Below are 12,818 nucleotides of genomic sequence, written 5' to 3'. Positions count from 1 at the left end.
TGCCAGTGAGTGTCAGTGATTAGAGCTAACCTGCGGATATGCGCTCGAGCCGGCTTCTCCAGATCCTTCTGCTGCTGCAGACGCGGCGGCAGTTGACTGCGCGCGAGCTGGCCGAGGAGCTGGAGGTGTCGCTGCGGACGATCTACCGGGATGTGGAGGCGCTCGCGGCGGCCGGCGTACCGGTTTATGCCGATCAGGGGCGTGCGGGCGGGTATCGGCTGGTCGACGGGTATCGCACCAAGCTCACCGGGCTCAACGAGGGGGAGGCGGCTGCGCTGTTCCTGGTGGGGATGCCTGGGCCGGCGGCAGCGCTTGGGTTGACCGAGCAGACGAGCTCGGCGGAGTTGAAGTTGCTCGCAGCGCTGGCGCCGGATCAGCGGGATCGGGCTGGGCGGCTGAAGAACCGCTTCCACCTCGACATGCCTGCTTGGTACCGGGATGCGGAGGAGTCGCCGTATCTGTCCGCCGTGGCGTCGGCGGTGATGGAGGATCGGCGGATCAAGGTGCTGTATCGGCGGTGGGAGGCGCCGCGCGAGGTCTCGCGGACGCTCGAGCCGTACGGGCTGGTGCTGAAGAACGGCACTTGGTACGTCGTCGCGGCGGCGCCCGGTGGGGTGCGGACTTACCGCGTCTCCAACATCCTGCAGCTCGCTCCGACTGACGAGGTCTTCACCCGGCCTGCTGGCTTCGACCTGGCGAAGCGGTGGCAGGAGCACCTGGACCGCTTCGAGACCGAACGCTTCACCGGCTCGGCGCTGGTACGGATCTCCGCTCGCCTGGTCGCGAGCCTTGCCGATCTGTCGGCGACACTGTTGTTAAAGGCGATCGCCGATACCGGTGCGGAGCCGGCCTCCGACGGCAGCATCACCGTCTCGGTCCCGATCGAGTCCATCCCCAACGCGGCAACGGGTTTGATCCGCTACGGCAACCTTCTGGAGGTCCTGGAGCCGCCCGAGTTGCGCGCCGAACTCAAGCAGTTGGCGGAGTCGGTCGCGGCTCTCTACTGATCAGCTCATGCGGTACGGCGTACTGCGTGTTGCCGTTGTAGCCGGTCACGGTGGTCGCCATCGTGAGCGAGTTGAGTAGAGCCTCCTCCACCGCCTCCATCGTCGCCTGGAACACCTCCTTCAACTCGTACTCCCGCATCGCCGCCGCCTTGCTGGTACTGAACGCGATCGCATAATCCCCACTCCCCGGCGAGAAGTCCGACCCAACCCGCCCCATCGCAAACACAGCCCTGCGCGCAACCCGACCCAGCTGCCGAGCGTCGAGCGGCAGGTCGGTGGCGACGACGATCACACAAGAATTCCCCTCCGGCACAGGCACCTCCACCGGCGGCGGAACCGGAGCCCCCAGCACAGTCAGAGTCCCCGAGAAGTTCGCCTGCACCAGCACCCCAACCGCACCACCCGCACCCGCGCCACCCGCACCCGCACCGTCCGCCTCGGTGGCTCGGACGCTCTCCACCCCACCCGCGCCGTCGCCGGAGGCGATGGCGCGGGTGTTCTTGTCGGGGGCGACGGCTGATGCCACCACGCGGGAGGCTGTGCCGATGCCGGCCTTGAAGCCGAGCGCCACCGTGCCGGTGCCTGCCCCCACATTGCCCTCCGCCGGCAGCTCCGCGGAGGCGGAGTCGAGTGCTGCGAAGACGTGTTCCTGGGTGATCGGACGGGACCGGATGTCCGACAGATAGCCGTCGTTGGTCTCGCCGACGACGGGATTCAGACTGATGGCATCCGGATCCCGGGCAAGCAACCAGCTGACCAGCGCGTCAGCCACCCGAAACACCGACAGCGTCCCGGTCAGCAGCACCGGCGTCTCCAGCACGCCAAGCTCATCCACCTGCGTCGACCCGACCAACTTCCCGTACCCGTTGCCGACGGCAATCGCCGCCGGCAGCCCACCGGCGTACCCGGCCGCCCCATCGGCATACCCCGGCGGAACGATCGCGGTGACCCCGGTGTTGATCGGACCGGTGGCGAGGGTGGTGTGGCCGACCAGTACCCCGGGCACGTCGGTGATCGCGTTCAAGCGGCCGGTTGGCAGGGTGCCGGGGACGACGCCCAGGGCGCGGATTCTCATCCCGCCATCGTCGGGCAGACCGGCGTCGCGCAGTACAGGAAAGTCCGGAGGACGAGACCTGATCGCAACCTCACGAGTGGGGACCTCTAGGCTGGGGGCGCGATGAAGACCTTTGATGAACTCTTCGCCGAGCTGGGCGAGAAGGCGCTGACCCGACCGGAGGGCTCCGGGACCGTGGCCGCGCTGGATGCCGGCGTGCACACGATCGGCAAGAAGCTGGTCGAGGAGGCCGCCGAGTCCTGGATGGCCGCCGAGCACGAGGGCAAGGAACGGGCCGCGGAGGAGCTGAGCCAGCTGCTCTACCACGCGCAGGTGATGATGCACGCGCTCGGCCTGAGCCTCGACGACGTGTACCGACATCTGTAGGAGCACCCACAGATCCGGTTCACCTCCCACAGATTGGCCCAAGTCATGCTGCGCGTCGCAGTACCCAACAAAGGCTCGCTGAGCGAAGCCGCCACCTCCATCCTGTCCGAGGCGGGCTACCGGCAGCGCCGGACCACCAAGGACCTGTCGCTGACCGACCCGGACAACGGCGTCGAGTTCTACTACCTGCGCCCGCGCGACATCGCCGTGTACGTCGGTGAGGGAACCCTCGACGTCGGTATCTCCGGCCGCGACCTGGTGCTCGACTCGCACGCCGACGCCGACACCATCCTCGAACTCGGCTTCGGCGGCTCGACCTTCCGGTTCGCCGGCCGCCCGGGCGTGGCGCAGTCGGTCAAGGACCTGCAGGGCAAGCGGATCGCCACCTCGTTCGCCGGCATCCTCGGCGACCACCTGGCCGAGAACGGCGTCGAGGCGTCCGTGGTCCGGCTGGACGGCGCGGTCGAGTCCGCGGTCCAGCTCGGTGTCGCCGACGTGATCGCCGACGTCGTCGAGACCGGTACTACGCTCCGCCAGGCCGGCCTCGAGGTGTTCGGCGACGTGATCCTCAAGTCCGAGGCCGTGCTGATCACCCGGCACGGCGTCGACAAGCCGACCGGGCTGGAGCAGCTGGTACGCCGGCTGGAAGGCGTCCTGGTCGCGCGCAACTACGTGATGATGGACTACGACATCCGCGCCGAAGCCGTCGAGGCCGCCAACGCGGTCGCGCCCGGGCTCGAGTCGCCGACGGTCTCGCCGCTTCATCGGGAAGGCTGGGTCGCCGTCCGGGTGATGGTGCTCCGAGCCGACGCACAGCGGATCATGGACCAGCTCTGGGAGGTCGGGGCGCGCGCGATCCTGACCACCGACATCCACGCCTGCCGGATCTGAGCTGCTTGCGATGACCCCGAAGGCGTTGTGGACGTTCCACCCGTGGGCGATCGCGGTGATGGCCGGCGTGATGGGACTGTCGATCGTCGCCGTCTTCGGGGTGATCTGGATCCGGCTGTCGGCCGACGCGCGCGACACCTTCACCCTGTTCCAGCGGCTGACACTGCTGGCGTTCTTCGGCACGGTCCTGTACCTGCTGTACCGGATGGCGACCGTCCGCGTCACGGCGTACGAGGACAGCCTGCGCGTCCGCAACGTCTTCCGTACCTACCGCTATCAGTGGAACGACGTGAAGGCGTTGCGTTTCCGCGCCGGCGATCCCTGGCTCCAGCTCTTCGATACCGAAGGCAACCGCCTCGGCATCCTCGCGGTCCAAGCCTCGGAGGGTGCGCGAGCGGGCCGAGCCGCCAAGGAGCTGGCAGCCGTCGCCCGCTCGCACGGCGCCGGTTAGATACTGACCCTGAAGCTCGTGGTGTGTGCGTCGCCGGGCTTCAGTACGACGAGATCGTCGCCGCTGATGAACGCGTCCGGCGGACAGGTCATGGGCTCGACCGCCAGTCCCACCCGGCCGAGAGCGTTGGCCGTGTAGAGCTGCATCCACTTGGTGTCGCTGGTGAGCCTCGCCGAGTTGCCGGTCGCGGGGTCGGTCAGGCGGACCTCCCAGGCGTCGGGCAAGTTGGTGAAGGCGTTGTCGATGTCCAGATCCTGGAGTTTGCGAGCCTGACCGAAGTCGTACTGCGAGCCGGCCACCGGTGCGAGTCCGATAGGGCTCAGCCGGTCCGGGGTGACCTCCAGCCAGTCGGCGGCCGTGAACTCGAGCTCGCACTCGTCGATCTGGCGGCCGACGGTGAGGTACGGGTGCGTCCCATACCCGTATGGCGCGTCGCCGGCCCCGACGTTGACCGCGCGGGCAGCGACGGTGAGGCCGTTGGTCGCGTCGAGCTGATACGTGAGGGTCAGGTCCAGCTGATGCGGATACCCCGGCTGCCCGTGCAACCGATAGCCGACCTCGACGAATGACTCGTCGCTCCCGTCGTCGAGGCGCTCCCAGTTGGCCCAGCGGGTCAGCCCGTGGATCGCGTTGTTCCGCGCCGGCTCAGTCAGGTACAGCTGCTGGTCGACGCCTTGGAACGTGTACTTGCCATCCGTGATCCGGTTCGGCCACGGAAACAAGTGCTGACCGATCCCGGCGCGCGCGGGTTGGTCCTCGGGGTAGCCGAGGAGGACTTCGCGTCCGGCGTACGAGAGCCCGCGCAACCCACCTCCCACGCTCACCACGGTTCCGGAGTACTCCCCGGCGCGAATAGTCCACTGGTCACCCGACGGCAAGACGCTCATGCCCCCATCCTCGCGCACCCGCAGACCGCCACCACGCTGCCCGCCAGGTTCGCGAGGGGATACGTCCCGCTCGACAGGAGGTAGTTCACGCCACCTAGTGCACCTTGAGCGCAGCCGGCGCTTTCGCGTACAACGTCTCGGGGTGTACTACCTGTCGAGCGGGACACATCCCGCACGGCCACGGGCATGCGGCGGTAGTGGCGAGGCGAGAGAAAGGCAAAGGCGGGGCGATGGAAGCGTGGGGCGATGGCAGTCGGGCGAAGGCGCCGGCCGGGTGAAAGGCGGTCGGCTGTGCACGCACAACTCGTGCTGTGGGGTGTCCGACGAGCGTGAGGTGGGCCGGGTTTTGCCGGTTGTGCGTGCGTTGGCATTCGGCAGAACTACAAGCGAGTGAGCCTGAGGCAGCGAGGAGGCAGGTGCGCCGAGGTCGCTCCGAGGCGGCGGGGGTTAGCTGGCCGCGGAGTCGTGGGGGAGGTTGACGGACTTGGTGATGAGCTCCAGGGCCGGGTCGTGCGGGAGGGTGGGGTTGCCGTCGACTGTCAGGTTGGCTCGGGTTCGGGTGTTCTCGGAGGCGAAGTGGTCGCGCTCCCAGCGCATCCACTCGAGCCAGTGGTCGCGGAGCGCCTCGCCGTCGCGTTCGATGCCGCGGTCGAGGCGGATCTCGTTGGTCGTCTCGATCCAGATCTTCAGCGACTGCCAGGTGTCGGCGTCGCGGTCGCAGGAGGTGACGCCCTCGACGATCAGCAGCTCGACGGTCGCCGGTACCAGGTGGAGCTCGGCGTACGCGCCGGCCGCCCAGTCGTACCGCCGGTACCGTCCCTCGCGGCCGTCGGCCAGGCGGGTCAGCACGTGGTCACGCAGGAGCGCGAAACCCCGTACTGCGCCGTCCCAACCGTCGTACAGGTCGTCCATGTGTAGTACCCGGGTGTGCACGCCGCGCGCCTCCGCACGCGCGGCGAAGCGGTCGGCCAGGGTGCTCTTGCCGGATCCGGCCGGGCCGTCGATGCTGATCAGCCGGGTCTTGCCGAGCCGGGCGGGAGCCGCCTGGACGTGGTCGAGCAGGCTGTCGATGGTCACCGGCCATCCGTCAGAGGGCCGGTCGGCCTGAGAGCTGCCGGGCTTTGGGTGGGGGTTCAGGGGGTCGCTGGTCAGGCGATTAGTTGATTCCATGGCGTTTCAGGATGTCCTCGATCTCGTCGAACTCCGACGATTCCTGACCCTTCGCCGCCTTGGGGGCCTTGGCGGGTTGCGGGGTCTTGGCGGGCCGGCCGGCGTTCGCGGGGGCGGGGCCGCCGGCGGTCAGTTCACCGATCGCGTCAGAGGCCGGCCGGGTGGCCGACTGGGTCTTGGGTGCCTTCTCCCGGTTCCCACCCCGGCCCTTGGCCACACCGGAGACGACGTAGAGCACGACCGAGACGCCGAACAGCGCCACGCCGGCCCACACGGTGGGGGAGAAGATCAGGTGCGCGACCCAGCTGCTGACGGACTTCGCCACGTCCCAGATCAGCTCGAGCAGCCCGGTCAGGTACAGGGAGACCGGGAGCAGCGACCAAGCCACGCCGCGGACGCCCGAAGCGAGTCCGCGACGCCGCCAGGCGGCCCACGAACCGATCAGGCCGAGCAGGGTGAGGCCGACACAGAACGGCAGCAGCGTCAGATCGTTGAAGTCAGGCACATACCCAGGCTCGCACAGGAACGCCACGATCCAAGGGGGGAACAGCCCTGACACCACCCTGAAACCCGGCTCCGGGGAGGCTGAGCGGACAATGAGACCCGTGCAACCAGAACGCAAGCTTGCCTTCACCGGGTTCGATGACGACGACGGGTCGGCTGATGCCGCCCTCGGCGCGGCGTTGGTTCAGCGGGACCACGGGGCGATTCTGGCGGCGTTGACCAAGGCGCGGCTGCTGGTGCCGGTGGTGGCGATGCTTGGCGAGGTCGAGTACGACGAACGCGGGCTGGCGCATGACAAGACGTCGGACATGGCTGTGGCGCTGCTCAAGGGCCAGGACGGGCGCAACGCGCTGCTGGCGTTCACGAGCACCGAGAGCCTGAAGCTCTGGAGCCCGGAGGCGCGGCCGATGCCCGCTCAGGCGCAGCTGGTCGCGACCGCCGCGATCCAGGAGGGTGCCGCCGCGATCGTCCTCGACGTGGCCGGCCCCGCTCCGGCGGTGATCGAGACCGACGACGTACGCCGGGTAGCCGCCGGCCTCCAGGTGGTCAGACTGGAAGACGGCGGCTACGGCTGGATCTCCACCGGCGAGTGACTCAGCCAGCTGGAGAGTTGACGGCGTCCATGGGCTTGGCGCGCATCGCCAGGCGGCCCGCGATGCCCGTGACCGGCAGGACCAGCAGCAGGACGAGCACGATCCAGCCGAGCAGGACCCAGATCGGTCCGGACGGCAGGGGCCAGCCCCGGGTGGCGATCGCGATCGGGAAGACGCTGAAACAAGCGGCGACCAGGCCGAGTACGAGCCCGAGGGCCGCGATCACCAGATTCTCCAGGTAGAGCATCTTCGAGACCTGCTTGCGCGTCGACCCGGTCAGCCGCTGCAAACCGAACTCGCGCCGCCGATCGAGTACCGCCACAGCGATCGTGTTGATCGAGGCGATCGCGGTATAGGCGATCGCGATCGCCGCCAGCAGGTACGCGATCCAAGCATCGATCCCGAGCCCCGCGTCGTACTCCGCGGAGAGCAACGACCGCCCACCAACCGTCGTCCCCGGCCACTTCTGCAGGTCCACCGGCTTGGACGTCTTCAACAAGATCTGCGAAGGCAACCCGGCCGTCGTATGCGCCGCCAACAATGCCGAAGGCAACAAGATCGACTCGTACCCCGAAGTGCCGTCGACCAGCGCCACGATCTTCACCTTGATCAGTGCGTCATCACCCAGCCGGACACCGATCTGATCCCCGACGCCGACCTTCAGATGCTTGGCCGCACCCGGCGGCAGCGCAACGGTCTCTCCGGTGAGCTGATCCAGCGACCCAGCGCGGACTTTCCCCTTGTAAACAGGCCCATTCAGCCCGAGCAACGGCCACGGATCGCTCGTGTGCGTGGTGTCGTACGGCTCCTCGATCCAGCCCTTGCTCCGAACCAGCTCCGAAGCCGCCGTTACCCCCGGCGCACTCCGAACCTCATCGAACAACCCCGCCGGAATACCACCCGTCTCGCTCGTGATGACGGTATTGGCGATCAGATTGTCCGTGTACGCCTCGACGGCCGCCTTCTGCTGCGTCGTCTGCGAGTAGATGTTGCCCAGCGCAATCGCCGTGGCCAGCATGATCGGCACCAGAATCGCCGCGAACTGCACAGCCCGGACTCGCAGGTTGATCACAGCCAGTACGCCGTTCGTCCCCGCGCGCCGCTCCAGAAATCCCGTGACCCGGCTGGTGAGCATCGCGCGAATCACCAGCGGCCCGAGCACGGCAACCGCGATCGACCCCGTGAGCACAGCCGGCCCACCGATCGCAGCTGCATTCGTCGGGCTCATGAAGATCGTCGACACCCCCACCCCGACCGTCGCCGCAGCGAAGACCGCGCCGATGATCAGCCGCACCCGACCGATCACAACCGGCGGTACCGCAGCCTCCGTCAACGCCTGGATCGGCCTGATCTTCGCTGCACGCCCAGCGGCGAACCCGACCGTCAGCCGCAGAATCACCAGCGTCAGCACAGCAGCCCCCGCAAACGGCAGCGGCCCCTGATCGAACCGCAGAGCAGCCGGTACTACGCCATTGCCGCTCAGCATCCCGAAGATCCAGTGACCCATCGTCCGACCCAGCAGCAGCCCCGCAGCCAGCGCGATGATTGCCACCAGCATCGTTTCGGCGACGACCATCTTGCGGACCTGACCGGGCGTCGCACCGCTCGCCCGCAGCAACGCGAGCTCCCGACGCCGCTGCCGAACGGACAACCCGATGGTCGCGGACACGACCAGTGCCATCACCACAGCGACCATGCCACCGAACACGCCCGACAGGATGATGAGCGGAAGACTCGTCGCGATCCCGGCAAACTCAGCCGCGCCCCGATCGTCCCCGGTCAGCGCAGTCACACCCTCGGGGAGTTGGAGTCGCTTGGCGAGGTCGGCGGCAATAACACCAGCTGCTGGAAAAACACCGATCGCGTCGACGCGAGCAGGCGTATCAGCCGCCGCGAAGAAGATCGACGGCACATCGACCCCGCGCTGGGCCGAGGCCACCCCAGCCAGCACGAACTCCCGAGCCGTGCCACTCACGATGACCGTCACCTTGTCGCCCGGCTTGGCATTACCCGCCAGCCGGCCATCGAGGACGACCTGACCGGCCGCGGGCGCAGTACCGGAGATCAGCTTGTACGGCGTAAGCGCAGCCGATGCCCACGCATGGCCGGCCAGCACCGCGTTGCCGGACCCAGCACTGTCCTTCCCGGACCCATCGCTGTCCTTGCCGGAAGCAACGCCCTCCTCGCCGGGAGCGACGCCGGAGGCGAGGGCTGCGGGGAACGAGACGTCCGGGATCGCCTGCGCGACGCCCCCGACGCCAGCGAGCTTGGCGACCAGCGCCGGGTCGACACCGTGGCGCTCGGGGTACGCGACGGACCCCGAGCCGTTCGGCGGATGGTACGCGGGCCGCCCGATCACGATGATCGGCGCAGCCGCGAGCCGTTGCGGTGCGGCATTCAACCGCAGCCCCGTCTCGAGCAAGCCGCCAGCGGCCGACATCAGCGAGCTACCAAGCAGCACGGCGACGAAGATCGCCAGGAACGCCGCGGTACGGAACCGCAAGCTGGACAACGCGAGCCGGATCATCTCGTCACACCTGCTCTGGAGGAAGTCAAACGGGAGAGTTTGGCGAGCTCCGCGGCGACGCTTTCCGCAGTCGGCGCGGGGGACTCCGACACGATCTGGCCGTCGACGAGGAAGACGACCTTGTCGGCGTACGAGGCCGCGACCGGGTCATGCGTGACCATCACGATCGTCTGGCCGGAGGCGCGGGCCTGGTCCCGCAACAGCGTCAGTACCTCGAGCGCCGTCTGCGTGTCCAGCGCTCCGGTCGGCTCATCCGCGAAGGTGATCGCCGCCGACCCGGCCAGCGCGCGAGCGATCGCGACCCGCTGCTGCTGACCGCCCGACAACTCACTCGGCCGGTGCCTGGTCCGCTCACTCAGCCCGACCCTCCGGATGACCTCGGTCACCCAAGCCTCATCCGGCGTCCGCCCGGCCAACGTCTGCGGCAGGACGATGTTCTGCCGGACGGTCAACGCAGGCATCAGGTTGAACGCCTGGAAGACGAAGGCGACATGCTCACGCCGGAGTTCCGTCAACGCGGTCTCGTCAAGGCCACGCAACGGCGTACCGGCCAGGTGGACCTCACCCGAGCTGGGCTCATCCAGCCCGGCGGCACAATGCAGCAACGTGCTCTTGCCGGAACCGGACGGCCCCATCACCGCCGTGAAGGTGCCTTGGGCAAAGGAGTAGCTCACCCCGCCCAGCGCGGTGACCGCGCTGGGCCCGGATCCGTACACCTTCTGTACTTCGCTCAGCTCAACCGGAGCATTCATCGCGCAACCCGAGGGTCGAGCTGCGACTTGCGGTGGTACGACTCGTTCGCCCACCAGAGCACGCCGACCGCGAGCCCGAGCCCGAGGTCGGACCACAGCCACCACGGCCAGTCGAGGTGACCGAAGGCGGCCAGCACGACCCAGATCACGAACTGGATGACGCAGACCGCGAGCCAGCCGACCGCCGCGATCCGCAAGGCGAGCGTCAGCCCGGTCGGCGGTACCGCGTCGTGCAGACCAGCCAGTACTTCGCGCAGCTGGCCACGTCGGTGGGACTCGTTGAGCAGCCGGTGCCGATCGGCAGCCTGCTGGGCGGACAGAACTCCTTGCCGGGCGGCGCTCTCGATCTTGGCGTGCGCCGCCTGCTTGTCGGTGTAGCTGAGCTCCAGCTCGTCGGGCGAGACGAGCGGGCCGAGGGTTGCGCTGAGTGTGTTCATGGCAAATAGCGTATGGGTTGAACAGTTTCATCTTGGATGGTCCTGGAACCCGTTTCAGGGGTAGATCTAACTCCCCTGCGCGCCGGGGGCCAGGCCTTCCTGCGCTACGCGGTCGCGTGCGGAAGGATGGGGGGATGACCGACGAGCCGGCGCAGCTACCGCCCGGCCTCGCCCTGTCCTGGGGCGTGTACCCGGTCCAGCGCCGCGGCCCGAAGCCCGCCTTCACGGTCGACCAGATCGTGGCCACCGGCACCGAGTTCGGCGACAGCCAGGGCTTCGAGGCGATCTCGCTGCAGAAGATCGCGGCCCACCTGGGCGTCAGCACCAACGCGCTCTACCGGTACATCAGCTCCAAGGACGAGCTGATCGTGCTCGTCGCCGAGAAGGCCTGGGGCCGCCCACCGGAGTACATCCTGCAAGCACCCGGCTGGCGTGAAGGAGCCCGCGCCTGGGTCAAAGCACAGGTCGACCGGTACGCCGAACGCCCCTGGTTGCTCGACGTACCGATCCGCGGCGCCCCCGTCACGCCAAACCTCCTGCACTGGGTCGAGACCTTGCTGCGCGTGATGGCCGACACCGGCCTGAGCCAGCACGACGCCCTCGGCTGCGCCGTCCTCTTCGACGGCTACGTCCGCAGCTACGCGAGCCTGGCCCGCCAACTAGCCGCCAGCGACTCAGCCCCAGTCGAGTCAGCTGCAGTAGGCGCCTTCCTGGTCCCACGCCTCCAGTCAGCCGGCTACGACCAACTCCTCGCCATGTACACCAACCACGAATACGAAGACACCCTCGGCGACGACCTCGACTTCGGCCTCGACCGCATCCTCGACGGCATCCAGACCCTCATCGACCGGCGTCCTTGAACACCAAGCGGTGACCTTGGACATGAAATAACTTGTTCAAGGTCACCGCTTGGTGTTCAAGCCCACCAGTGGTGGGCTTGACCGGGGTCAGGTGGGGAAGACGATGCGGACTGGGCCGGTCGTGCGGGCTTCGACCCAGGTGCGGTGGAAGTCGCTGCCGGGGGCTAGTTCTGCGCGGTGGGCGGGCTGGGTGCGTGGGTTGGCCGGGCATTGGAGGGTGGTGGCCGGTTGGGGGTGGACGCCGTTGGTGCGGATCTCCGTGATGATGTCGGCCAGGGCTTGGGCAGCCGGTTTGCGGTGGTGGTCGACGGTGAAGAGGCCTAGGTCGTACTCGCGGTCGGGGAAGTCGAGCAGCCGGCGGTCGATGTCGTGGGAGGACCACCAGGTGATGCCCCAGAGGGCGGGGTTGTGGACGACCAGTTCGACGGTACGACGGGTGAACTCGGCCTGCAGGTCGACGGGGATGTCAGGGCCCGGTACGCCGATCTCCTGCAGCCAGACAGGTCGCGAGCTGTCCAGCGAGGTGGCGGCCGCGAGCTCGACCAGGTAATCAGCATGCGTCAGCGTCGCCGGACCGAGCGGGCCGTCCACCCGTGAGACCCCGTTGAATACCCACGAGTGGACGGTGCTCAGATCACCCAGGTCGACCACGTCGGCCGGGAGGAACGGGTGGTCGGACTTGTACCAGGCGTCGTCGAAGACCGAGTGCAGCGCGAGCACATCGGGCGCGGCCTTCTTCAGCGTCAACAGCAGCTCGTGGGCCCAGCGGGTGGAGGCCTCGGGGGTGGTCGAGCTGTCCGGCCAGAGGTTGTTGACCTCGTTGCCCAGGGTGATCGCGAAGACGTTGGGCTTGGTGGCCACCGCACGCGCCACCGCATCGACATACGCGGTGAGTCCGTCGCGGACCGTCTCGCTCTCGAAGAGGCTGCTCTTGTGCCAGGTGAGCACCCACGACGGCAGGAAGTCGAAGCTCGACAGGTGACCCTGGATCAGGTCGACCGCGACGGTCAGGTCGTGCTCGGCGGCCGCGTCGATCAGGTCGAGCAGGTCGTCGATCGCGCGCTCGCGGATGATCGCCCGGTTCGGCTGGATCCACGGCCAGATGGGGAACACGCGCACGTGGTCCAGGCCGAGCCCGGCCAGATCGGCGAAGTCCCGGCGGACCGCCGCCGGGTCGTAGTCGAGCCAGCTGTAGAACCACCCCGACGACGGGACGTAGTTCGCGCCGAACCGGGGCGTGGCGGGATCCGAGAGCATGAGAAGGATGCTAAATCGGTTTAGCAAAAACCGCCAGCCGC

The 12,818-nt window shown here is 68.1% G+C and carries 14 protein-coding genes; 6 read left to right on the top strand and 8 right to left on the bottom strand.

Annotated features, from left to right (window positions below; genetic code table 11):
- Window positions 1–38: 38 nt before the first annotated feature.
- A complete protein-coding gene (locus tag OHA70_RS00300; protein WP_328327184.1) occupies window positions 39–1,007 on the top strand; it encodes a helix-turn-helix transcriptional regulator in 969 nt (322 codons plus the stop codon).
- Here the strand turns inward: OHA70_RS00300 and OHA70_RS00295 are convergent.
- Window positions 970–2,082, bottom strand: a complete 1,113-nt coding sequence (locus OHA70_RS00295) for a P1 family peptidase (protein WP_328327182.1) — start codon at window positions 2,080–2,082, stop codon at window positions 970–972. The two genes, OHA70_RS00300 and OHA70_RS00295, sit on opposite strands and share 38 nt — an antisense overlap.
- Window positions 2,083–2,184: 102 nt before the next feature.
- Here OHA70_RS00295 and OHA70_RS00290 point away from each other — a divergent pair, with 102 nt between their 5' ends.
- Genes OHA70_RS00290 through OHA70_RS00280 form a run of 3 tightly spaced genes read left to right on the top strand, consistent with a single transcriptional unit; the run spans window position 2,185 to window position 3,790 of the window.
- Complete coding sequence (locus tag OHA70_RS00290; protein ID WP_020390973.1) at window positions 2,185–2,448, top strand: phosphoribosyl-ATP diphosphatase; 264 nt, start codon at window positions 2,185–2,187, stop codon at window positions 2,446–2,448.
- A 45-nt stretch (window positions 2,449–2,493) separates the two neighbouring features.
- Window positions 2,494–3,339 (top strand): ATP phosphoribosyltransferase, encoded by an 846-nt coding sequence (hisG, locus tag OHA70_RS00285; protein ID WP_328327177.1) that lies wholly within the window; start codon window positions 2,494–2,496, stop codon window positions 3,337–3,339.
- A gap of 10 nt (window positions 3,340–3,349) precedes the next feature.
- Complete coding sequence (locus OHA70_RS00280) at window positions 3,350–3,790, top strand: PH domain-containing protein (protein ID WP_328327175.1); 441 nt, start codon at window positions 3,350–3,352, stop codon at window positions 3,788–3,790.
- On the opposite strand, the gene OHA70_RS00275 is transcribed toward OHA70_RS00280, so the two are convergent.
- From OHA70_RS00275 to OHA70_RS00265, 3 genes are all read right to left on the bottom strand, one after another.
- A complete protein-coding gene (locus OHA70_RS00275) occupies window positions 3,787–4,677 on the bottom strand; it encodes an aldose 1-epimerase family protein (RefSeq protein ID WP_328327173.1) in 891 nt (296 codons plus the stop codon). The genes OHA70_RS00280 and OHA70_RS00275 overlap by 4 nt on opposite strands.
- 447 nt (window positions 4,678–5,124) lie before the next feature.
- Window positions 5,125–5,754, bottom strand: a complete 630-nt coding sequence (locus OHA70_RS00270; protein ID WP_328327171.1) for a uridine kinase family protein — start codon at window positions 5,752–5,754, stop codon at window positions 5,125–5,127.
- A gap of 79 nt (window positions 5,755–5,833) precedes the next feature.
- Window positions 5,834–6,352 carry a hypothetical protein gene (locus OHA70_RS00265; protein ID WP_328327169.1) on the bottom strand — a complete coding sequence of 173 codons (519 nt, stop codon included), beginning with the start codon at window positions 6,350–6,352 and terminating at the stop codon, window positions 5,834–5,836.
- Between the two features lie 100 nt (window positions 6,353–6,452).
- Here OHA70_RS00265 and OHA70_RS00260 point away from each other — a divergent pair, with 100 nt between their 5' ends.
- Window positions 6,453–6,944: an SseB family protein gene (locus OHA70_RS00260; protein WP_328327167.1), complete on the top strand. Its 492-nt coding sequence runs from the start codon at window positions 6,453–6,455 to the stop codon at window positions 6,942–6,944.
- A 1-nt stretch (window position 6,945) separates the two neighbouring features.
- Here the strand turns inward: OHA70_RS00260 and OHA70_RS00255 are convergent, their stop codons facing one another.
- The 3 genes from OHA70_RS00255 to OHA70_RS00245 are packed head-to-tail and all read right to left on the bottom strand — an operon-like array spanning window position 6,946 to window position 10,660.
- Window positions 6,946–9,471 (bottom strand): ABC transporter permease, encoded by a 2,526-nt coding sequence (locus tag OHA70_RS00255; protein WP_328327165.1) that lies wholly within the window; start codon window positions 9,469–9,471, stop codon window positions 6,946–6,948.
- The gene (locus OHA70_RS00250; protein WP_328327163.1) at window positions 9,468–10,223 is read right to left on the bottom strand and encodes an ABC transporter ATP-binding protein; all 756 of its coding nucleotides are present in this window, start codon (window positions 10,221–10,223) and stop codon (window positions 9,468–9,470) included. The genes OHA70_RS00255 and OHA70_RS00250 overlap by 4 nt, the downstream gene beginning before the upstream one ends.
- The gene (locus tag OHA70_RS00245) at window positions 10,220–10,660 is read right to left on the bottom strand and encodes a hypothetical protein (RefSeq protein ID WP_328327161.1); all 441 of its coding nucleotides are present in this window, start codon (window positions 10,658–10,660) and stop codon (window positions 10,220–10,222) included. The genes OHA70_RS00250 and OHA70_RS00245 overlap by 4 nt, the downstream gene beginning before the upstream one ends.
- Before the next feature lie 134 nt (window positions 10,661–10,794).
- Here OHA70_RS00245 and OHA70_RS00240 point away from each other — a divergent pair, with 134 nt between their 5' ends.
- On the top strand, window positions 10,795–11,520 hold the full coding sequence (locus OHA70_RS00240; RefSeq protein WP_328327160.1) for a TetR/AcrR family transcriptional regulator: 726 nt from the start codon (window positions 10,795–10,797) through the stop codon (window positions 11,518–11,520).
- An 87-nt stretch (window positions 11,521–11,607) separates the two neighbouring features.
- On the opposite strand, the gene OHA70_RS00235 is transcribed toward OHA70_RS00240, so the two are convergent.
- A complete protein-coding gene (locus tag OHA70_RS00235) occupies window positions 11,608–12,777 on the bottom strand; it encodes a glycoside hydrolase 5 family protein (RefSeq protein WP_328327158.1) in 1,170 nt (389 codons plus the stop codon).
- Window positions 12,778–12,818 lie beyond the last annotated feature (41 nt).

The organism is Kribbella sp. NBC_00382 (genome assembly GCF_036067295.1).
In the GTDB taxonomy this organism is placed as follows: Bacteria; Actinomycetota; Actinomycetes; order Propionibacteriales; family Kribbellaceae; genus Kribbella.
This window is presented reverse-complemented; position numbering and strand designations above follow the sequence as displayed.

Excerpts from the sequence above, each read along its gene's own strand:
- OHA70_RS00300 (WP_328327184.1), top strand. The coding sequence starts at position 39 with ATGCGCTCGAGCCGGCTTCTCCAGATCCTTCTGCTGCTGCAGACGCGG.
- OHA70_RS00295 (WP_328327182.1), bottom strand. The coding sequence starts at position 2,082 with ATGAGAATCCGCGCCCTGGGCGTCGTCCCCGGCACCCTGCCAACCGGC.
- OHA70_RS00290 (WP_020390973.1), top strand. The coding sequence starts at position 2,185 with ATGAAGACCTTTGATGAACTCTTCGCCGAGCTGGGCGAGAAGGCGCTG.
- hisG (WP_328327177.1), top strand. The coding sequence starts at position 2,494 with ATGCTGCGCGTCGCAGTACCCAACAAAGGCTCGCTGAGCGAAGCCGCC.
- OHA70_RS00280 (WP_328327175.1), top strand. The coding sequence starts at position 3,350 with ATGACCCCGAAGGCGTTGTGGACGTTCCACCCGTGGGCGATCGCGGTG.
- OHA70_RS00275 (WP_328327173.1), bottom strand. The coding sequence starts at position 4,677 with ATGAGCGTCTTGCCGTCGGGTGACCAGTGGACTATTCGCGCCGGGGAG.
- OHA70_RS00255 (WP_328327165.1), bottom strand. The coding sequence starts at position 9,471 with ATGATCCGGCTCGCGTTGTCCAGCTTGCGGTTCCGTACCGCGGCGTTC.
- OHA70_RS00250 (WP_328327163.1), bottom strand. The coding sequence starts at position 10,223 with ATGAATGCTCCGGTTGAGCTGAGCGAAGTACAGAAGGTGTACGGATCC.
- OHA70_RS00245 (WP_328327161.1), bottom strand. The coding sequence starts at position 10,660 with ATGAACACACTCAGCGCAACCCTCGGCCCGCTCGTCTCGCCCGACGAG.
- OHA70_RS00240 (WP_328327160.1), top strand. The coding sequence starts at position 10,795 with ATGACCGACGAGCCGGCGCAGCTACCGCCCGGCCTCGCCCTGTCCTGG.
- OHA70_RS00235 (WP_328327158.1), bottom strand. The coding sequence starts at position 12,777 with ATGCTCTCGGATCCCGCCACGCCCCGGTTCGGCGCGAACTACGTCCCG.